This is a genomic window from Paenibacillus sp. 1781tsa1, assembly GCF_024159265.1.
Lineage (GTDB): Bacteria > Bacillota > Bacilli > Paenibacillales > Paenibacillaceae > Paenibacillus.
On sequence record NZ_JAMYWY010000001.1, the window covers coordinates 4,134,172 to 4,153,002 of the forward strand.

Sequence of the window (18,831 nt, forward strand, 5' to 3'; positions counted from 1 at the left end):
AGCCCCACTATTTCAAGTGAGGCCGTATAATGATTCTTAATGATATCTGTCTTTCATGTACTCTATGTATTAAGCTTGTAGTTGCTCAATATACTTCAATGTTTCTGATAGTTTTGATACATCTTCTGATTTGCGATAATCCAAATCTCCTAGAAGCTCCATAAATTTAGGACCAATCAGCTCTTTTCGTTGATTGTAATCAAACTTTTGCATCGATTCAGCAATGCTTTTCTTGAGTTCATCTGAGGACATCTGTATTTGTTCAACTTGTTCGACAGCTACTCTTGCTTGTACATCACGATCTTGTTCTTGAGTGATTTTCAATTCTTCTACTGTAGCAGACGTATTCTTCAACTGACCTTTAACTGCATTCTCAAACACTTCCAAAAAGTTTTTGGCACTATAGTCAACCTTATCAGGTAAATCTGTGAATCGTCCTCCACCAATAGAGATATAGTTTGATGGTCTAAAGTACATCATAACCTCACTCTTGTGGAATTTAGAGGCAACATCTTTACCACCCTTGGTCTTCTTATTCTCCTCAAGCTCATTTCCTTCTTTATCAATTACTACAACCTCATTAAATAATGTTACAATTAGGTGCGCCTGAGATTCAAAAATATCTCTACCTGACTTACTCAGTGACAGTTCAATAGATTGAAACTTGACATCATCAATAGTGGTTGTTTCTTTTTCTTTAGTCCAACAAAGCCAAAAGAATCCATACCCACTCTTCTTCAAAATATCAATTTGCTGCCATACTTCTTGTTTTGTAAGTGTATGACCGTTCAATTCTTTTACACTCTCAGTGATGTCTTGAAGCGATGCAAATTTCTTAGCATACTTTTTAGAATATGTATCAATAATGTATTCTTCTGCCATCGCCCACATTCGATCAATTGTATCAATTCCTAGAACCTTGGTAATTCTTTTTTCGGCGGCTTCAGCCACAAGGTTCTTAACAGCGACCTCTTTAAAGAATTTCCAATCACGGTTATGCATATCAATGATTGATTCAAGCTCCCATGACGTATAACCATCTTCAAAAGCAAGCAACAAACCGGCGTCTGGGTCGTTTGGATAAAATAGCTCCATGACCTCTTTCCACAATCTAGTTTTTCCCGCTTTAAAACCACCTGCCACCAGTACGTTGTATGCTTGTAGGTCTACTTTAGGAACATTCTTTGATACAGCAGCTTTTCTCCAACTCATTTAATCATATCACTCCATTTATATTATTTTTTGTTTATACTTTATGGAAAGGGGTGACTAAATTCACCCCATCACATCTATCTCAAATCAAGCGAATGGGTCGTCATCTTTGTTGGTCGCGAATTGATCGCTATCTGATTTGCCAAACAGGTCATCGGCATTTCCGCTACCACTAAATGGATCGTCACTAGTTAGTGCTGCTGTCTTTCTGAATTCTTCTTCAGTCAACAGCTCACGCATAATGCTACCTTGTACATAACTAATTACTTCCAATCCCTTTTTGTCTCCATTGGTTACACGTTCTTGACGCGTTACTTTTTGCGTATCATCTACATCGGCAAAAGGATCGTCGGAAGGAATGTCTTCTACAATATCTACATATGCGAACGTTGCTCTATTATTATCTTGTCCTGTAACTTCAATAAAATCGTATGTATTAAGAGATGCAAATGCGTCTGCCATTGATTTTCCTTTTTCTACTTCTTTTTGATATACAATCAGCTCTACATCCATTGGCTCTGAACGTTCTTTAGCGTTTTTCAAGAATACTGCGTTTACCTTCGTATCTCCAGTAGCTTCATCTTGATAAGTACTCTTAATTCCAATTTGCATATTAAAACTATTTACTTCGATAAAATCAGGAGATTTCAAATCCATTACATATTCAATTTCTTTATTATTTACTTTAATCGGAAGAGGCTTTCCATCATCAGCAATAAATTTACCATCAACGATTGGTCTAACTGAACTGATAGTTCGTTTGCGGAATTCAATATCTCTCTCGTCACCCGAAATTGACTCAAACTCATACTCCCCTCTAACCTCTACCCATACATCGTCTTTAATCAGTGCGGAAAGCGATTCTGCCTTATCCCATGGAGAATCAATTAGGTGATAGGTATCATCAATATTTTTAATTTTACCATTCAAATCAACCCATTTATCTTTATCGAACCGAACATTCCAATCAATCTTAGCTGTATTTTTATTGGTACGGCTGTAAGCATATACAAACTTTTGCTCCATACCTGCAATTTCAACTTTCAATTTGTTACTAAGTGCAGTTTCGATGTTGAATTGTAACACCCGGCGAGGCTTTGGATTTGCAGATCGAGTCATTTTTTCTTCATAATAAGGTAGCTCTTCCCAACTTTCAGTCTCTTGATCCTTTTTGCTAAACTTGCTCACTTTCCCAATAAAGCGGAACGGTGCTTTGAATTCTTTTCCTTTGTGAGTCTTGTTTACCTTAATTGTGTATTCTGCCATTGATTAATATTATCTCCCTTTGTGTATATGTATTTTTTGATTGTGTGTCTCTCTAGTTAATCAGTGACATTGGAGGACTTCTCAATCTGCTTATCATGTGTTTCACCACCTTTTCAAAGTAAACTTGCTTCCTCTATATAATCACGCTATGCGTGTTATTTTATTTCTTATGGGCCTTGAGGGACTTGAACCCCCGACCACCGAGTTATGAGCTCGACGCTCTAACCAACTGAGCTAAAGACCCAAACTATTTCTTGATGAAACTATTATTTGATTAACTTGTTTGGCTTACTTACTCAGTATAATCCAAGATTGTTATTTTGTAAATATGTATTTTTATTCTTTATATGTTGCCGGGAAATCCGGCTACATAAAATATCCTGTAAAATGGTTAAATGGTACAGTAGGATCTTGAACATGAATTTCATATATAGTTTCTGGCTTCTTGCATCTCAATGTCTCCAGTTTAGTCCTGTTTATTTTCTCTTGAAACAACCTCTCCAATGCAGAAGTTTCATTGTCTCTATATGTATTAACAAACTCGCTGCATGAATCAAATCGTGTTTCAGAGATCATGGAGACTCTGTAATTATCCAGATATTCATTGATTTGATATCCATTCATACCACTACACTTACTGACAAAATCTTCGTTATTCAGACAATCTGGGAAAAAGAATTCAGCTATGGTTAAAAGTCCGATAGACTTGCTGCTAATATCAACACTATTTTTCATATACCCATTTCCTCTCATGTGATTACTTTGTAGTTAACTTCCTTATCTCATATTTTAATCCATCTTTTAGCACTTGACAAACACTTTAACCCCCCTACTAAAAATGCTTGACAAGTAGATAATAATGGAAAGTATGTCATCATAATGTCGATGTGTGTCGAATTAATCTAAATAAGAACTTATGTTCTCATTTTATTATACAATATAAAAGTATTTCGTCAAAGCATTATTATACTTTTAAGACATTTCTTAATGATTGTTATTTATATATTTTTATTCTTTTAATATTTTTTTAAGGCTTGCCAAACAGCTTCTTAAAATACTCCTTAACAATGCTCTTTCTTGATTCACCAATGATTTCTATGTAATCATTTGATTCTACGTCGAAAAACATCTTACCCTTCTCATAATCTATATGCTCTGCATGATGAAGATTGCCCATTCTGCCGCGATCCACGACTACTAAACCGTTATGCTTATGTAGCAACCGCATGATTGCATCATTACTTGTGCAATAGACATATTCATCTCCTTTAAAGGTTTGATAAACTGTTTTATATTCTTTTTTCCCTCCAATCTGTTCTTTAATAGAAGATTTTATATCAACTAATAGTAACCATTCTGCTTCTTCATTTATTTTTTTACCCTCTTTCCTCTGGACAATAATGTGATTCATTTAGTTACACCTCATTTTGTTAAATCTGCCCCCTAGTTATAACGAACAAGGGGGCAATGTTTTTATTTCATTTCTTCAGGTACTGGTTCGCTGTGGATCAGCGTCCAGCTTGCTGTATTTACACCGGCATAAGCAATTGCGCTTAGTGCAAAACCAACCATTGTCATAGTAAATTTCATAAAGTTCAATTTAATCATTTTATTCACCTCCCTTCATGCGAATCAAAAGGAGACTTTGTGCCAACATTGAGCAACTAACAATTGGATTCTGAATTAGAGCTCCGATCAATACAGTTAAAATTGATATGTACTTTAAGTACTTAAAATACTTTTTTAAAATCTTAGTTTGATTCTCAATATTTGATGGTGCAAATATCGTAACTAAAATTAAAGCTATACCAGAAATTACCCATTCAAAACCCTCAAAGTTATTACCAAATGAAGCTATAGAAAGTATAATTATTGTTGAATAAATTAAGCATAATTCTGGATATTTACTGTGATACCCTCCTGAAGTCATTCTGAGCAATGAGAATGATAAAATACTCATTAAAACATTATTATAGTTGTTTAACATAAAACCGACAAGTAACAATAACATGATAGGTAAGATGTTGGTGATTATAAACTTAATTCCGTATCTTGTTATACCATATGGCGGCAACTCTTTAGGATATTTGGAAACTAGTGTTTGGGAAAGGTTGTTTACATATCTATCGATCATAATGATTCACTCTTTTCTTTAACGACATCTATAAAGATAATATTTATTAGACAAACCATCCAAAATAATAAACCAAGGTAGACATTTTCAATTTGCTTAACATTGTAAAGTAAGATAATAGCTAGTAACCCAATAGTGACACTGATAACGTTTGTTTTGTTTATTTTAATTTTAAAAGTGTAATCATATGGCATTGTAGTATACCAAATCCTTCTTCTTTGTAAGACTAAAGTAAGCACTATCAACATTGAATCTCCAATGAGTTGAATATAAAATCCGAAACTACTTAGTGTGACTGAATAACTTAACCCAGAAGCAAACATCATTAGTATTGCTACAGATATCTGTGATATGAATTGAGCTCCAAATCCATAGATAGCTAATTTAATGCTACTCCCCGGTCTAATCCTAAAATAAAATGTCAACAGTGCTGCTAATAATATGAAACATATTAATGGGATGGCTCCTGAAATTGCATCGTTAGATCTCATCAAGAATGTACCTACTGAAATTATCACATTGCTCACTAAAATTTCTTTCCAATAATCTTTAAAACTTACTTTGAAGCAGCCGAAGGCAAACATAAAAATTGTTATTCCATCCAATAATGACATCAGGGCATACATTAGATCGCTTTTCATTTTCTTAATCTCTCCGCTCTTTAAGAATGAATATATGTATTTGATAAAATAAATATATCATGTAATTCAATCTTCGTCAATCGTTTTATTAAAAAAAAGAAGAATAAAGATATTCTTTATTCTTCTCCATAAATTGACTCTATATTTTCAATATTTAGAAAGTCTGCTTTTAGTCTGCCATATACATAATCGCCATTCTTTGTGCGTCCTACGTTGTATCTTTCACATACTAAAGCATACTCCTCTTTCTCCAGTTTGTTTCGTTCTTCGAGTAAATTATGAGCCATATAGAGCATACCGCTATTTCGTATGTTGGTTGGAGTAAGAGTTGGAACTTGATATAGTTCAGCGATCTTCTTAATTCTTCTATTTATTAAAGCTGGAGCTGCTGGGGTATTCCCCTGTGCTCTGGTGCGCGCATCTTCAGCAGCACGAACCACATAATCTGTTTTAGTCAAATAATTCTTGTTGTTTCTCATTCCCTCAAATGTCAATCCATTGTTTTTATAATTGACCTCTTCTGTATTCGCAATCCTCATTATATTATATAGATCATTTGAGATAGGAATTGTTCTTATTTCATTACCATCTAATGTTTCATTTACTAGATCTACTTCATACGCTGGGGGATTTTCGCTTATTTCTTTAACCCTGCTCATCTTAAGTGTTAGCAGTTCACTATATTGTCTTCCATAGATTCCTTCATATATCGCCAAGATAGCTAGCTTATCTTGATAATTCATGCAATTTTTGACCCATTTCAATATTTCTTTGTGATGAAAAATGTTTGGCTCACTAGTGTCTAAAAATTGCTTATAATACTCACCTGAAGCAACTGCATCTAAAGGATTAATATTATCCACCCGTAGATCTTGAGCAATCGCCCATCTAATGTAATTTTGAATTATGTTTCCAGAATGCATAACAGTACTAAGTTTTGTAGCTTTCAAAATATATAGTAATTGGCCTATTTCATTCAAATTAAAATCATAAAGATCTTTCCCTAGTTTGTTTTCAATTTTTGAGGCTCTAAGCAATATTCTTTTATATGCTCTCTTGGTTGACTCTGTCTGATCTTTTAGATATCTTTCTTTTTGTAGGGGATTGAAAAATTCGTCATCATATATTTTATTCATTTTATTTTACACCTCTAAATAAAGATTCGAAATACTCGATTATGTTGTTGCGCGCCCTAGAGTTTCCAGTGATACCTTTTTCAACGAGTAATGATTTTAAATTATTGTCTTCTAAATCGATTTTTTCAATCACATTCTTAATCTCACTTAAAGGAACTTTATTATCTTGCATATACTTTGCAATCACAATATATCCCAAAAACATCAAAGGGTGTTTAAGTAACGTACGTGTACTCTCTTGAGCATTTAAGGAAAACTCTTCAGAGTATATCCCAAGTAAATAGACAAAGAAATTGTCTAAATAGTCTGTTGTTTGAAGTATATCAAATTGTTTTTCTATTTTATATTGACTATCTATTGCATATGACAAGACATCAAATGTTGTTAAATCACCATTTATTTCACTAATTTTATTTGATGATATGATTCTATTTCCGAACTCTGATTTTCTTTGCAAGTTAGATACCACTTTATCTGACATTCTTACTTGAGACAATTCGTTTCTTCTAGCTTTAGGCAAGACATTTATTGTATTCAATTGACCAAAAAATCTTTGAGCAGTTATTTGATCGTAAGATCTTATTGAAAGAATTAAATCCAAATCTAAGTTAGGATTTAAATGTAGCGCAGCTACAGCACCCTGTAGCCTATGGAAACCATCTACAATAGAAATAATTGAACCATTATTAATAACAAGAGACCTTTGATCTTCATGATAAGTTAGAGGCTCAATTTCTGTAGAATAAACGTTCAATGTTATCATGTCCTCAAAATAATCGTTTTTGGACATTTTACCTGCAATTCGCTTAACACTAGCCTTGTTTAGGATAGGAGTTTTCACAATCCCCCCAGACTTGTTCACTTTAAAATTTGCGCCACGTTGTGCCTCGTAGTCATATATTATGAGTTGACTCTCAAACATCTTGACTAATTGTTTAATTGATATCTTAGTTACATAGCTATCATCTTTAATTTTTAATACATCGTTAAAAGGTAATGGAAGATATATTTTTTCGCTAAGAGTACTGTTTAAAATATCTAAGGCATCTCTAATTTCTCTGTTTCCGAACAAAGACTCTGTATGTAGGTTGTTATCTTTAGTTAAATCGTAAAGTGCCATAGATATTCCAATTATAATTGGTATGTCAATTTCAGTTATTATTTGAGGATTTGAGTTTATTGATTCAATTATACCGAAAGGGACATTTCGTTCAGATAATTTAATATTTAATTCATTCAGTGACTTTCTTGAATTCTTAATCCCATTCAATGTGTTTAAAATCCTTTTTTCAATATCAATTCTTTCAAATTTCATAAATTTATACACTCTCCTTTAGAGTTAGTATAGCATATAAGTATAAATATAATACATCATCTAAAGGCTTTTCATTATATTTTTAAACTTTCTTAATAAATTGTTAATACATTTTTCTTGTATGTGGTTAAAATTTAGATGTTTTTTTCTTCTTAATTTCTAATTTACTACAAAATAAACTCTATTGCAAAACGTTTATAAAGCACAAAAAAGCCTCATTTCTGAGACTTAACATTATCTTTTAACCATTGAGATAAATCCAATTTTGTTTTAACAACTACATTATCTTTATTGTCATATATTCTATAACCATTGAACATGAAATTACTCAACTCATGGGGATTGTCTGCTCCTAATTTTAAACATTTCCACGTCTCAATCTTAGATGTGATATCATAATCAATTAATTTCATTAGACTGTATCTCTTCATGAATACCCCTCTTGTTGTGTGACTGAGAAAAATGATAGAATGAAATTTGATATAACTTCCTATTCTCAGGGAGTTTTTTGCTATGTTAATCAGGTGGAACGATTTTCGTTCCATTAACTATTTATATTATAAAAGGAGACTATTCACATGTCAAGTACAGATAAAAATTGGTGGTTTGAAATAAAATTACAATCTATATTAGACTCACGAAGAATTTCAAATAGAGAATTTTCTCGGCTTACAGGGATTAGACATTCTACTATTAACGATCTATGTAATAATGAAGTTAAATCAATACCCTTAAAAAATCTAGCTATAATTTGTGAAGTATTAAATATCGTTGATCTAAATGAGCTCATAAAAGTACATAAGTAACATAAAGAGTTTTAAAGCATCTGAAGCGAAACTGCCAAAGCGCTCTTAATTGGCGCATGAAATTTCTCAGATAAACTAGCAATTTTGAAATCTAATTGATCTTTAGATATTGTCATGATTTGCTCCAACAATATAATGCTATCATCATATAGACCTACTTCTTCTGCACCAACTTTAACATGTGTGGGCATTGGCTTTTTTACTTTACTTGTTACTGGCGCAACAATTACTACTGGACTATATTTGTTGCCCCTATCATTTCCCAATACAACCACTGGTCTCTCACCGCTTTGAACACTGCCTCGATTACTTCCTAAGTTTGCATTCCACATATCAAGTCTTTTAACTTCTTTATTCATCACTCGATCCATAGCAACTGCCATGTCATCACGCTCCAAATTTAATTTATTTATTTTTATTCTTTTATTATTTTATTTATCATCTGTATATTCATTATTATAATCGCAATCACTTCATATAACAATAGAGAACGTTTGTTCTGTCAAGCATAATTAGTAGGGGGGTAAAATATTTCCAAATGAAGGTATAAACAATTGACAAATAGGATATATTTGTAATTAAAAGGTAAGCAGAGGTGGATTTATGGAAAGAAAAGACAACTGGACCAAAGAGGAAGATCTATTACTATCTACAATTATATTAACCAAAATTTCTAAGGGAGAAACACAATTAAGTGGATTTACTGATGTAGGGTTGAAACTTAATCGTACAGCAGCAGCGTGCGGATTTAGATGGAACAGTACAATCCGTCATATTTACAAAAAAGAAATTTTAAAGGCCAAACTCACTAAGCTTAGAAACAAACAATCTCCCTCGCAACCCCCGAAGAAGTATCGAGACATTGAGGATATTATTACTTATATTCAACAAGTGCATAATGACCTACTCGCCATAGAATCGCAGATAGAGGTGTATCGTACGAAGATACGCCTTGTATCATTAGAAATAGATTCTAGGCGTTCAGAAAGGACGCTGGACGCGTTACAGAACCAAGAAGCACTTACACTGTTACTTGCAAAAGCCGCTGAATTGGGGCTATTCGAACATAACAAAAAACCCGCCATTTAATTGGTGGGTTTTATTCTTGTCTCTATGTGAAATCTACATTTTATCAAATTTATTATCTCTTCGATAGGAATCCATGGAAAAGTCCTTAAAAGCATCGTATTCATTTTTCAAATCCTGTTCAACATACTGTTCTCCAATACGCCATGCATTCTTTTCCAATACCTCAGAGTATCCTTCGTTATAGAAATAAAAACTGTTTTTATTATAGTCCAAAATATGCCCAACTTCATGCGCTATTAAAATTTTAATGAAATTTTCAATAGTAGACACACCAGCCTGTGAAGCGAACTCGGGGTCATTAAAGATACTAGTTATTTCACGGGGATCGAAAACTATTTTTTTTGAACGTGCATCCGCCTCCATCTGATAACCCTTTTTTAATTTTTCTTCACTGCTTCCTACTTCGAAACCATGCTTCTCGTTGAAATCCCTCAGATATCTTCCAACTAATTTACGTACTTCGCCAACATGAGTGGTTTTCATTCTATACCTCCAATAAAACTGTGATTAAGTCTTTGCTGTAAAATCTGCATTTTTAAAAGCGATCACTGATTAAGACTTACTGGAGACAGGAAAGGAACTCCCTTGATATTTTTAACTTTATAGTCAACTAAAATATATCCACCTGTTCTCATTAACCCTACTGTCTTTTTTAATCGAACAAATTGCTCCCCATTTTTATAATAGATCTCTCCACCATTGAACCAGACATAAATTTTCAAAAATAAATTCATCATTAGAGTACACTCCTCTTTTTTTTACTCTATGTAAATCTTGTATCTCACTTAGAAATTTTCATGTACGCTGCTAGCACTTGCAAGATTATACAATGAAACTCTCCCCACCCTGTTATTATCAACATATCTTACTTTAGCTTTCGATGGGAATCCAGATCTATCTTCAATAAATTCGATTACTGTACAAACCTTATTTAACATGTTCTGTTGTTTGCTGTATAGAGGCCCTACAATATTGTATATGTTTCCTAAGTTTATTTCAGTAATCCTCTTGGTGGAAGGTTTGTTGTCATCATGTACAACGCTTACTCTGTATCCACTCACAATATCCTCAATATGAATGTTCACATTCAGACCTCCAAACAAATATACTCAATGAAACATGCCTTTTACAGTAATTTTATTTTCGTTTGTTTCTCCATTTCTCCCACAAATCCCTCGCAACAGGATTATGAAAACAGGTTATATACCACGATAGCGCAACAATGAAAGGGAAGATGACACTAACCCCCCAATCAATGAAAAACATCGTTAGAACGACTGGTATTGAGGCTAAAGAAGCGCAGAATTGCAACAGTAATAGTATGTACCTTATATCCACATTGCTCCCCCTCCTGTGAAACACATCTTTTACTTTAAATCGTAGGTATTCAAAATAAACTTCACATCATCTGTGGACATTGAAATGTTTTTGCTAGTGCCCCCACTCCAGTCTCCGTCATTAGCCATAATTACAACTATTCCAGTAAGCTGCCTGTCTCCTACAGTGATGTTGGGTCTTTTATCTTCACTTGCTGCCGCTGGTACTGATTGAGCGCTCAAATTTGTTCCTTTAATTGACGAACCTAGAGGATAACTCCCTATAATTTCAGAAAGACTACCCATTCTATTCTCCATCCACCTAACATCAAACCCTAGGTCTGGATCTAGAACCATGACTCTAAGCTTCTCGTACTCGTGCCTTTTCTTCTTTTTGAAGATCATTCTCGTTTCCCTCTCAATTCCGTAAAATAGCCATTTGATTAAGACTTTTGAACCTCATTGAGCAACTCCCGCACGACATCAAGATGTTCTTCGCTCATAATTCTTCCACCAGTATTCAACATAAGGAAGTATCTTAATTTTTGTTCTCTGTCCAGATTACGTGTTTCAGCAGAGCTAATTGCATACCTTCTAAAATGCAACTGATCTCTTGGAGACATATCTTTAAAATACAATCCTTTATACTTGAATCTACTTTCATAGAAATCCAAAATAGCTCTGAGGCGTTGCTTCCCGTCAAGTATCTCATATGAGTACTTGCGACCATTCGCTTCCCACTCTTCATCAGAGAGATGAATAAATGCAAACTTGCCGATATCCACATTATTAAAAATCGCATCAATTAGTTTAACTTTATCGCTTTCATTCCATACATAATTCCGTTGATATTCTGGATCAAAGTCAACGCCAAAATAATATGCCTTATGGAATAGCGATTCTAGTCCCATCTGAGAGTAGCTGAGTCTAATGTCTTCATTTTTTACATGCGAGTCTCTGTTGGAGTTCAACTTTCTGATTTCAGTCCACAACCAGTAACCTTTTTGATTTTCATTTCTGATAGGATTTCCATAATTGGTTTTGACGGAAGTATACCCAAGTTCAACAATTTTTCCTTCATGGAGATTAGCTAAGACAACTACGTCCTCCAATGCTCCTAATGATACTGGTTCACCTATTTCAAAGATATAGGTTGGTTCAGAGATAAGATGTAGTTTTTCCTCTAGTTCTTTCAAGGCTCTTTCGTGTGCTGCTTGAGCCAACTCTTCTTGGTTTACCTCGTTTTTCCTTTTTGCCATTATGTATCCCTCGCTTCTAATAAATTTGCTATCCATTGAATCGAAAACTCCCTTGCTTTCTCAAGTCCATCAAAAAGCAATTTAGAGGAGTGAACGATACTTCTTTTATATTTAATTGTGACCCTATATCCTTTACCATATTTGTCTATATCACGATACGGAAACCCTATCTCAACCACATGTCCTTTAAATCTCCCCTGCCAAACATCAAAATCATCCCAAGGATTTCTGTTCAGAGCCCTCAATTTCATCGCTACTCACATCCCTATAAAACAGTCATTTTATCTTCATTCCAATTTTGATTTTATTTCATCTTTGAACTCTGTTGTAATCTTGTTCCCATCAATTTTATATGTAATGCCGTTATCATGAGGAAGCCATTGCTGGATCTCTTCGAATATACTATCAGATACAAATACTCTTACATCGCCAGTAAAAGCTGGGCAGCGTTGATAGAATTCTTTGCCGCGTTCAATGACAAGAGTCTGAGGTTTGCCCGTTAGAACATGCTCTTGCCATTCTAGAATCGATTGTGATTCATTAGTAAGATCAGACCATCTCATTTTATATTTTCTCCTTTCATATAAAATAGTTATTTTAAGTTGATTTAAAATAGACTTTCAATGATGTTAATGATGTTCCTCCAAAAGGAGAACAGCAAGATGAATCCTGTAGCAATCGAAATTATTACAGAAAGTAGAATTGGATGCCTTTGAGCAAACGAACTGGGCTTAGGATCGCTCTTATCATTTTCATTCATATTCAAATTAACTTGTTTGCCAATCGAAGAATTTTTAATTTTATTGTTGTCACCAATCTTTATATTCATCTTCTATTCCCTCCCAGACATCTTACCAATACGCGAATTCTTCACATGATTGTTATCGCCAATATCTATTGATCCCTCATATATAATTTGACCAATAATATTAACGATAATCTCTTTAGCTTCATCGTTCTGAATTTGAGATTTAATGTCCAATTCATCTAAATCCGTAAATCTTTTTTCAAGCTCCATGATCACGTCTAGTAATTTTGTCTTAACTTTCAATACTATGTCGGTTAATTGATTATGAGGAATGACAATATTCATGCTAGCAATTTGTAAATGTGGTTTTGAAATATAGTGACATTCGTATGTGGGTATTTGTTTCCCATACTTTCCCTGTTTGTCGGAATTCAATATGGACTGTAAAGTTGACACACTATCTCGTAAATATATAGTAATTATCTCTTCTATTTCCTCCAGTGTTAAGAGTGACTCGATTGGAACTTGTGAATTGGTATATTTTGCTCTGCCATTAACAATAAAAGTGCCCGTGGGAACTCCAGTCAACATTCTGTATTTAGGAAGATTATCTTCTTCTCCAAACCCTTCTAATTCTCCATTAACCCACTCCATAATCCATTCATTTTCTAGGTCTGAAAGAATAATTTTCAATCTTAGAAGTATATTTTCCAAAGTTATAGAGCCGCTAACTAGATCTTTTAAGAGTTGACTTCTGCTCATTGCTGTATCCTCCTCAATTCTGATGAAATAAACCTTTCACAATCATATGTATGTCATAATTATATAGTAGTAAACTTTAACAGTACACTGTTGCTTCATCCAATACATCGTAACTTGATAATGAAATTATATCACATAGTATTTTACAATACAATATTTATTTTTATACTTAAAAGGAGCGATATATAGTCGCTCCTCATTAGTTTACTTTGTATTATATTTCTCTGCTGCCTCTTTTAATTTAACCCAATTCCCACTATGACTCAGCACTCTCAATGTACCATCTGAAAATAGTTTACCATGTTTAAACATTATAATAATGCTCCTTTCCAGTTTCCTTTACAATAACGTTAATGTGCTCTTTCAATTGAGATGTAAGGGCATATACGCGATCCATTAAAACGTAAGCCATTGTGTTCTGGCAGCGGCCTTGTTCTTCAATAGATTCGATAACAGTTCCGTTAGCAATCAAGTTGTATGTATTCATTTATAATTTCCTCTTTTCGTATTTTTATTGTTTATTATTTTCTCGATATTGCCTTTGGAGACTCATCCCGACCCCAAGAAGGATGATTAAAACAAGTATATAAACCCATACCATCTTACACACCTCTTTTTTAAAAAATCAAATACTTCTTTTATTCCAGTCTTACACCTTTTGATATCTTTTCTTTAACGATATTTATTTTATCACTTATAAAAGTATCAAGTGCCTCTAATGCTTGCAAGAATCCTCCATCGTTTAAGAATTCCTCTTCAAACAATACCAAAGCCCATCTATTAAATGTCTCTGGAAAGTCAGCTCTTAAACAATACTGAAAGCCTGTCCTGTGATTGGGCTCTATTAGTTGAATATATAATTCACTACTCTTTAAAACGGTAATACCGTGTCTTGTCCATTCCTCTCTCAGGTTGAACCTCGATGACAAGATCTTAAGGTAATCCATTCATTCCCTCCTTTCTTAATCAAAGAATCCTTTTACCATCTTTCCATTCTTACAGTCCCACACTTAGGACAGGCGTATAAATTGACTTCATTGAGCAGGGGGCCTCCGTAATTTGCTTCAGTTCTGATATGAACAGTGGTTTCAAGGTGTTGAAATGGCTTCGACCCTTCCTCGATGCATAGTTCTGTATCCCATGGCTTTGAGGGATTCTTATCACTATCATGAATATAATTGCAAGCATAGCATTTCATAATTGTTCGTCTCCTCATAAAATAATCTTTTTATTATATTAGATGGTTAGTAACTAATTAAAACAATAAGTTTTGATCTTTTAAGGTTTCCGATATTCAAACAACAATGCTCATGCTATAATCCAAAAAAGGGGTGATATCTTTGGGATTTTTTCTCGTTATTATAATTTTTGCCTTTTTATTAGGTTTTTTCAAAAAAAGAAATAAGTAATTTAACTCAATAAAATATTCATTTGATTCAATCTTTTTCAAGTGGATCAATACGATTCTCATAACAATAAGTAATTACACAATCTTCCGTATCTTCTGTGTAGCAGATATACTTCCCGCCAAACTTATAATGGGAATCTTCTTTTGTGTTAATTTCTTTTTGACACATATAGCATTGCTTTTTAGCCATCAATATCAACTCCCTTATGAAAGGATCATTTCATTGTGAGTTACATTCCTTACAAAAGAAACACTCTTCCTCACCATGATTTTCTATTGTATAATCCTCATCTTCTTTACTTGAATGTAAATCAATTTTTCTTCCACATCCTGAGCACTCAACACTAAATGATCCCATCATAATAATTCCCCCTTTAATATCTTGATCAAATTATAGTTTCACCTAAACTGGAACCGCAATTCGATCCTTAGTAAGGACGATTACATTATCATCTTCACACAATTCACGAAACAAATCTCGTTGGTCTTCAGTTGGAAACCCATATGTATTCCTAGCAATTTTACCAAAAATTTTCTCAATGACAACCACTTGATACATTGTGATCACCTCTTCTATTTGATAATCTTATATTATCATAAAACTATTTGTTTGTATACATATTTTTATTCTTAAGAGATAAAAAAGATGCTCTAATTAGCATCTCTGTTTGAGTCTATTTTTTATTATTCTTTTTCATATATTCAATATAATGTTTCTTACATCTTTCCCTCATAAAGACTCTAGACTTGCATTTTTTTACTAAACAAACATTAAAGGCAAACTTACTCAATTCTTCTTTAGTTTTATAGGGATATTTGGAAGGCGATTGAGGAGTTTTCTTAATGGTTTTTCTTATTCTTTCAGCGGCATTCAGCATGTATTCCTGACATACGAAACACAATCCAAGAGGATCGTTTTCGTTTCTGTAGTTATTACATCTTTCTCTAGAGCATTTTACAAGAATATTACTCATGTTATCCACCATCCAGTCAGTTCTAAGATGCTATATGTACATATATTTTAACATCACTGACCATTCGGGTAAAATTAATCTTTCACAAGAAGAAGACACGGCTCAATTTGAACCGTGCCCATATCCAACTATTTGATTCTTTCAACTTGAACTTTATCCGTCATTCCTTCAACTTTCATATAGTATCTAGATCCGTCTTTGTAGATAATCACGTCAGGTCTATATGAATATGTGTATGAGTACTTATACTCTACCTGCTTCCATATCTGCCCGTTTGATAACTCATACAAATTATCTTCATCATATCCTTCAAAATCGTCATCAATTTTAGATTCAATATAGCTGGAAGAAGGAACTGTAGCGCTATTTGATTTTGCAATATCGGGGCCATTGATTACTGAATAGGGAATTTTCACATCTACAAAGCCTTCGGAGAATGGCGCTACTTCATAGGGTTGAAATTTAATAACTATCCCTCCATCATACAAGTAGAAGGGAGTGTCTGGAGAAATAGGGAAATCGAAAATATTCTCATCAAAAATTGCTCTTCCTGACTCCTTTAAGAGAGTTAAATTGTAACTGATTGAAATTATCATATTGCTAATCTGACTTTCAGTATAAACAATATCCTTCATTTCAATCTTCTTACCTGTATCCAAATTAAAGTTGTATGTGTATGTAGAGAACATTTCATGAGCTCCACCTGTGTAAATGGCATCTATAAATACAACAGAAATTTGATTGTTCTTGTTGTATCTAGTGCTTGAAGTTGAACTATAAAAATGAGACTTGTTCTCTTTTTTTACATCAGTATTTACTTTAGCTGCTGTAACAGCATGTAATTTAAGTTCCTTGTTAATTTTATCTATTGCACTTTTCTTACCACCAGTCAATTGAACATATTTTTGCCCCTTATAATCGTGTGTTTTTGTCTTAACGGGTAAAATTGTAGCAGCAAAAGAGGAATGTTGAGGAACGATAAAAACGAAAATTAGAATTGCCACAAAACAACTTAAAATACTTTTTTTCAAACTAACTCCCCCATTGTCATGTTTAGTAAACCATATGTGAACAACTGGATTATAATGTGAATTGCCAAAGTTTACAATTTAGATAATTTGAAATCTTCATTAAAAAAATCACCATTCGTACAAACCGTAAATAAAATAAAAGGAAGCGCCCTTAAAATCGACACTCCCTCTAAAATAGAATCTATTTAGCGTCCAACTTCAATCCCACAGCTTCTTTGGCTTCCATTATCTTCAAGATTCCATTCATAACAAATGAATCGGACATGGCAATTTCATCTTTAAACTTAGACATATGGCTTGGCTTTTGGTCATCTAAGAATTCAAGAACAGCATCGAATGCCTTACCTTTAGAGTAGTAGGCCGTACTTAAATCAGAAGTGGCTCCATTTAACTTTGTTTTTACATCTTTAGGGAGACCTTCAGGAACATCTAAATTATAAAATTTAGACTGCAAGTGATCAGCAGCTTTCTTCGCATTCTCTGTTGCTTCATAGACAGTATAAATATCAACAGTACCATTTCCCAAACCAGTCATAGCTTCTTGATATGTACTCATAATTGGCGACATACTCTCTCTTCTAGTGCGTAAACAGATTTTTCAAATGCTAGTACTTCTTTTTGATTGGCCTTTTTAGCAGCAGCGTCAGTTTTGGCTTTCAGATTAGCCTCTTCCTTGGCCTTTTTATCATCTGTATTCTCGGTTTTGGTATCAACCACAGCAACTGCTTTTTCCACTTTGGGCGTTTTTTCCTGTGAAACCTCTGCTTCTGTTTTTGCCGTTGCCGACGTATCTGGATTTTCCTCAGGTGGTATCACAATTATTAATAGAACTAGACCCGCCCAGATAGCTCCGCCAATTCTTGCAACCCTACCTAGCCTCTTCCACGATATAAAAATCATGATAAAGGGCACGATTAACCAAGCTAAGATTCTCAATAATTTCAAAACACTACCTCCTAATGTACTAGTCAACTTGCTAATTATATAGTAAATAATGACTAATGTCTTTAAATAATTTCCATTTTATCCTTCTGAGATTGGGTCTTAAATAACATTATAAAATCAGACTTTCATTAGGTATTTGTATCTTCCCAATCTGCAATAAATCTTTGCAAGTCGTATTTAAACTTCTTTTGTTTTTCTGTTTCCTCTTCGCAGCTCTTGATGACACCAAGAAGACGACTAAACCCTATTGATGGATCAACTTCTATATTGTCGATCAAAACTCTTATGTTCATTGAGTCAACCTTGTGTTCAGGATCATAAAATTTATGTTCGCTTTTTGCGATAGCAGCAAGGCCAAAAATATGTGTGACTAGTTCCAAATCCCATTCGATAGCTTCATCTGCTCTCATAGCAGTTCTATGCTTCTGTGATCCGGTTAAAAAGTTCCATTCCATTTAACTCATCTCCCTATATGTATAGTTAGTTTTTCAATCAAATTCAACATTTATCATCTTATGATAACTGAGCTTCCTTCTTGCAGGACTCGCAGTGTATCTCAATAATTCCATGATGTTCGCTAATAATTGAAATATAAAAACCTTTGAATTCACCATTATCATATGTAATGCTTTCTAAGTTACCGTCAGTTGTTGTGAAAGAATTCTTAATACTATATTCACTCACATTTCCACAGTCACATACTAACTTCATAGCTTTTATTCGCTCCTTATAAAATAACTGTTTCATTTGGCTTCTTATGCAATGTTACAGGTATGATTCTCACTGCAA

The 18,831-nt window shown here is 33.7% G+C and carries 31 protein-coding genes and 1 tRNA gene; 2 read left to right on the plus strand and 30 right to left on the minus strand.

The annotated features are described in order from the left end of the window. Window positions 1-69: 69 nt before the first annotated feature. From NKT06_RS18460 to NKT06_RS18510, 11 genes are all read right to left on the minus strand, one after another. Complete coding sequence (locus NKT06_RS18460; RefSeq protein WP_253437641.1) at window positions 70-1,212, minus strand: AAA family ATPase; 1,143 nt, start codon at window positions 1,210-1,212, stop codon at window positions 70-72. Window positions 1,213-1,299: 87 nt separating this feature from the next. Continuing rightward, window positions 1,300-2,478 (minus strand): hypothetical protein, encoded by a 1,179-nt coding sequence (locus NKT06_RS18465; RefSeq protein ID WP_253437644.1) that lies wholly within the window; start codon window positions 2,476-2,478, stop codon window positions 1,300-1,302. A gap of 170 nt (window positions 2,479-2,648) precedes the next feature. Then, window positions 2,649-2,722 (minus strand) — tRNA-Ile (locus tag NKT06_RS18470). 122 nt (window positions 2,723-2,844) lie between these two features. After that, window positions 2,845-3,213 carry a hypothetical protein gene (locus NKT06_RS18475; protein WP_253437647.1) on the minus strand — a complete coding sequence of 123 codons (369 nt, stop codon included), beginning with the start codon at window positions 3,211-3,213 and terminating at the stop codon, window positions 2,845-2,847. A gap of 292 nt (window positions 3,214-3,505) precedes the next feature. Then, window positions 3,506-3,889: a hypothetical protein gene (locus NKT06_RS18480; protein ID WP_253437650.1), complete on the minus strand. Its 384-nt coding sequence runs from the start codon at window positions 3,887-3,889 to the stop codon at window positions 3,506-3,508. Between the two features lie 62 nt (window positions 3,890-3,951). Further along, the gene (locus NKT06_RS18485) at window positions 3,952-4,086 is read right to left on the minus strand and encodes a cyclic lactone autoinducer peptide (RefSeq protein ID WP_253437653.1); all 135 of its coding nucleotides are present in this window, start codon (window positions 4,084-4,086) and stop codon (window positions 3,952-3,954) included. A gap of 1 nt (window position 4,087) precedes the next feature. After that, the gene (locus tag NKT06_RS18490) at window positions 4,088-4,612 is read right to left on the minus strand and encodes an accessory gene regulator B family protein (protein ID WP_253437656.1); all 525 of its coding nucleotides are present in this window, start codon (window positions 4,610-4,612) and stop codon (window positions 4,088-4,090) included. Continuing rightward, entirely contained in the window at window positions 4,609-5,253 is a 645-nt protein-coding gene (locus NKT06_RS18495; RefSeq protein ID WP_253437659.1) for a hypothetical protein, read from the minus strand. Before NKT06_RS18495 ends, NKT06_RS18490 begins: the two co-directional genes overlap by 4 nt. 116 nt (window positions 5,254-5,369) lie before the next feature. After that, window positions 5,370-6,389, minus strand: coding sequence for a phage lytic cycle repressor MrpR family protein (locus NKT06_RS18500; RefSeq protein WP_253437662.1), 1,020 nt, complete (start codon window positions 6,387-6,389; stop codon window positions 5,370-5,372). Window position 6,390: 1 nt separating this feature from the next. Beyond that, complete coding sequence (locus NKT06_RS18505) at window positions 6,391-7,704, minus strand: DNA sulfur modification protein DndB (protein ID WP_253437665.1); 1,314 nt, start codon at window positions 7,702-7,704, stop codon at window positions 6,391-6,393. 215 nt (window positions 7,705-7,919) lie between these two features. Next, complete coding sequence (locus tag NKT06_RS18510) at window positions 7,920-8,117, minus strand: hypothetical protein (RefSeq protein WP_253437668.1); 198 nt, start codon at window positions 8,115-8,117, stop codon at window positions 7,920-7,922. Window positions 8,118-8,282: 165 nt separating this feature from the next. Here NKT06_RS18510 and NKT06_RS18515 point away from each other — a divergent pair, with 165 nt between their 5' ends. Continuing rightward, complete coding sequence (locus NKT06_RS18515; protein ID WP_253437671.1) at window positions 8,283-8,510, plus strand: helix-turn-helix domain-containing protein; 228 nt, start codon at window positions 8,283-8,285, stop codon at window positions 8,508-8,510. An 11-nt stretch (window positions 8,511-8,521) separates the two neighbouring features. Here NKT06_RS18515 and NKT06_RS18520 read toward each other — a convergent pair whose 3' ends face one another. Further along, window positions 8,522-8,893: a type II toxin-antitoxin system PemK/MazF family toxin gene (locus NKT06_RS18520; RefSeq protein ID WP_253437674.1), complete on the minus strand. Its 372-nt coding sequence runs from the start codon at window positions 8,891-8,893 to the stop codon at window positions 8,522-8,524. Window positions 8,894-9,113: 220 nt separating this feature from the next. On the opposite strand from NKT06_RS18520, the gene NKT06_RS18525 reads away from it, so the two are divergent. Beyond that, window positions 9,114-9,599, plus strand: coding sequence for an RsfA family transcriptional regulator (locus tag NKT06_RS18525; RefSeq protein WP_253437677.1), 486 nt, complete (start codon window positions 9,114-9,116; stop codon window positions 9,597-9,599). Window positions 9,600-9,632: 33 nt separating this feature from the next. On the opposite strand, the gene NKT06_RS18530 is transcribed toward NKT06_RS18525, so the two are convergent. The 18 genes from NKT06_RS18530 to NKT06_RS18615 form a co-directional block, all read right to left on the minus strand. After that, window positions 9,633-10,082 (minus strand): hypothetical protein, encoded by a 450-nt coding sequence (locus tag NKT06_RS18530; RefSeq protein ID WP_253437681.1) that lies wholly within the window; start codon window positions 10,080-10,082, stop codon window positions 9,633-9,635. Between the two features lie 62 nt (window positions 10,083-10,144). Next, window positions 10,145-10,336, minus strand: coding sequence for a hypothetical protein (locus NKT06_RS18535; RefSeq protein ID WP_253437685.1), 192 nt, complete (start codon window positions 10,334-10,336; stop codon window positions 10,145-10,147). Between the two features lie 48 nt (window positions 10,337-10,384). Further along, a complete protein-coding gene (locus tag NKT06_RS18540) occupies window positions 10,385-10,684 on the minus strand; it encodes a hypothetical protein (RefSeq protein ID WP_253437687.1) in 300 nt (99 codons plus the stop codon). A gap of 282 nt (window positions 10,685-10,966) precedes the next feature. Further along, window positions 10,967-11,320 carry a hypothetical protein gene (locus tag NKT06_RS18545; protein WP_253437690.1) on the minus strand — a complete coding sequence of 118 codons (354 nt, stop codon included), beginning with the start codon at window positions 11,318-11,320 and terminating at the stop codon, window positions 10,967-10,969. 38 nt (window positions 11,321-11,358) lie between these two features. Next, window positions 11,359-12,210: a DUF262 domain-containing protein gene (locus NKT06_RS18550; RefSeq protein WP_253437693.1), complete on the minus strand. Its 852-nt coding sequence runs from the start codon at window positions 12,208-12,210 to the stop codon at window positions 11,359-11,361. Next, window positions 12,174-12,425, minus strand: a complete 252-nt coding sequence (locus NKT06_RS18555; RefSeq protein WP_253437696.1) for a hypothetical protein — start codon at window positions 12,423-12,425, stop codon at window positions 12,174-12,176. The genes NKT06_RS18550 and NKT06_RS18555 overlap by 37 nt, the downstream gene beginning before the upstream one ends. A 36-nt stretch (window positions 12,426-12,461) precedes the next feature. Then, window positions 12,462-12,737 carry a hypothetical protein gene (locus NKT06_RS18560; protein WP_253437699.1) on the minus strand — a complete coding sequence of 92 codons (276 nt, stop codon included), beginning with the start codon at window positions 12,735-12,737 and terminating at the stop codon, window positions 12,462-12,464. A 44-nt stretch (window positions 12,738-12,781) separates the two neighbouring features. Continuing rightward, a complete protein-coding gene (locus NKT06_RS18565; protein ID WP_253437702.1) occupies window positions 12,782-13,003 on the minus strand; it encodes a hypothetical protein in 222 nt (73 codons plus the stop codon). 3 nt (window positions 13,004-13,006) lie between these two features. Then, window positions 13,007-13,684: an AbiTii domain-containing protein gene (locus NKT06_RS18570; protein ID WP_253437705.1), complete on the minus strand. Its 678-nt coding sequence runs from the start codon at window positions 13,682-13,684 to the stop codon at window positions 13,007-13,009. A gap of 304 nt (window positions 13,685-13,988) precedes the next feature. Then, window positions 13,989-14,171, minus strand: coding sequence for a hypothetical protein (locus NKT06_RS18575; protein ID WP_091019917.1), 183 nt, complete (start codon window positions 14,169-14,171; stop codon window positions 13,989-13,991). 151 nt (window positions 14,172-14,322) lie between these two features. Beyond that, the gene (locus NKT06_RS18580; RefSeq protein ID WP_253437708.1) at window positions 14,323-14,631 is read right to left on the minus strand and encodes a hypothetical protein; all 309 of its coding nucleotides are present in this window, start codon (window positions 14,629-14,631) and stop codon (window positions 14,323-14,325) included. 489 nt (window positions 14,632-15,120) lie between these two features. Then, entirely contained in the window at window positions 15,121-15,282 is a 162-nt protein-coding gene (locus tag NKT06_RS18585) for a hypothetical protein (RefSeq protein ID WP_253437711.1), read from the minus strand. A 30-nt stretch (window positions 15,283-15,312) separates the two neighbouring features. After that, a complete protein-coding gene (locus NKT06_RS18590; protein WP_253437714.1) occupies window positions 15,313-15,453 on the minus strand; it encodes a hypothetical protein in 141 nt (46 codons plus the stop codon). Between the two features lie 42 nt (window positions 15,454-15,495). Beyond that, window positions 15,496-15,651, minus strand: a complete 156-nt coding sequence (locus tag NKT06_RS18595) for a hypothetical protein (protein ID WP_253437719.1) — start codon at window positions 15,649-15,651, stop codon at window positions 15,496-15,498. 543 nt (window positions 15,652-16,194) lie between these two features. Then, the gene (locus tag NKT06_RS18600; RefSeq protein ID WP_253437721.1) at window positions 16,195-17,097 is read right to left on the minus strand and encodes a DUF3298 and DUF4163 domain-containing protein; all 903 of its coding nucleotides are present in this window, start codon (window positions 17,095-17,097) and stop codon (window positions 16,195-16,197) included. 181 nt (window positions 17,098-17,278) lie between these two features. Further along, window positions 17,279-17,653 (minus strand): hypothetical protein, encoded by a 375-nt coding sequence (locus NKT06_RS18605; protein ID WP_253437724.1) that lies wholly within the window; start codon window positions 17,651-17,653, stop codon window positions 17,279-17,281. Further along, window positions 17,650-18,042: a hypothetical protein gene (locus NKT06_RS18610; RefSeq protein ID WP_253437727.1), complete on the minus strand. Its 393-nt coding sequence runs from the start codon at window positions 18,040-18,042 to the stop codon at window positions 17,650-17,652. Before NKT06_RS18610 ends, NKT06_RS18605 begins: the two co-directional genes overlap by 4 nt. A 128-nt stretch (window positions 18,043-18,170) precedes the next feature. Then, window positions 18,171-18,497 carry a hypothetical protein gene (locus tag NKT06_RS18615; RefSeq protein WP_253437730.1) on the minus strand — a complete coding sequence of 109 codons (327 nt, stop codon included), beginning with the start codon at window positions 18,495-18,497 and terminating at the stop codon, window positions 18,171-18,173. Between the last annotated feature and the right edge of the window lie 334 nt (window positions 18,498-18,831).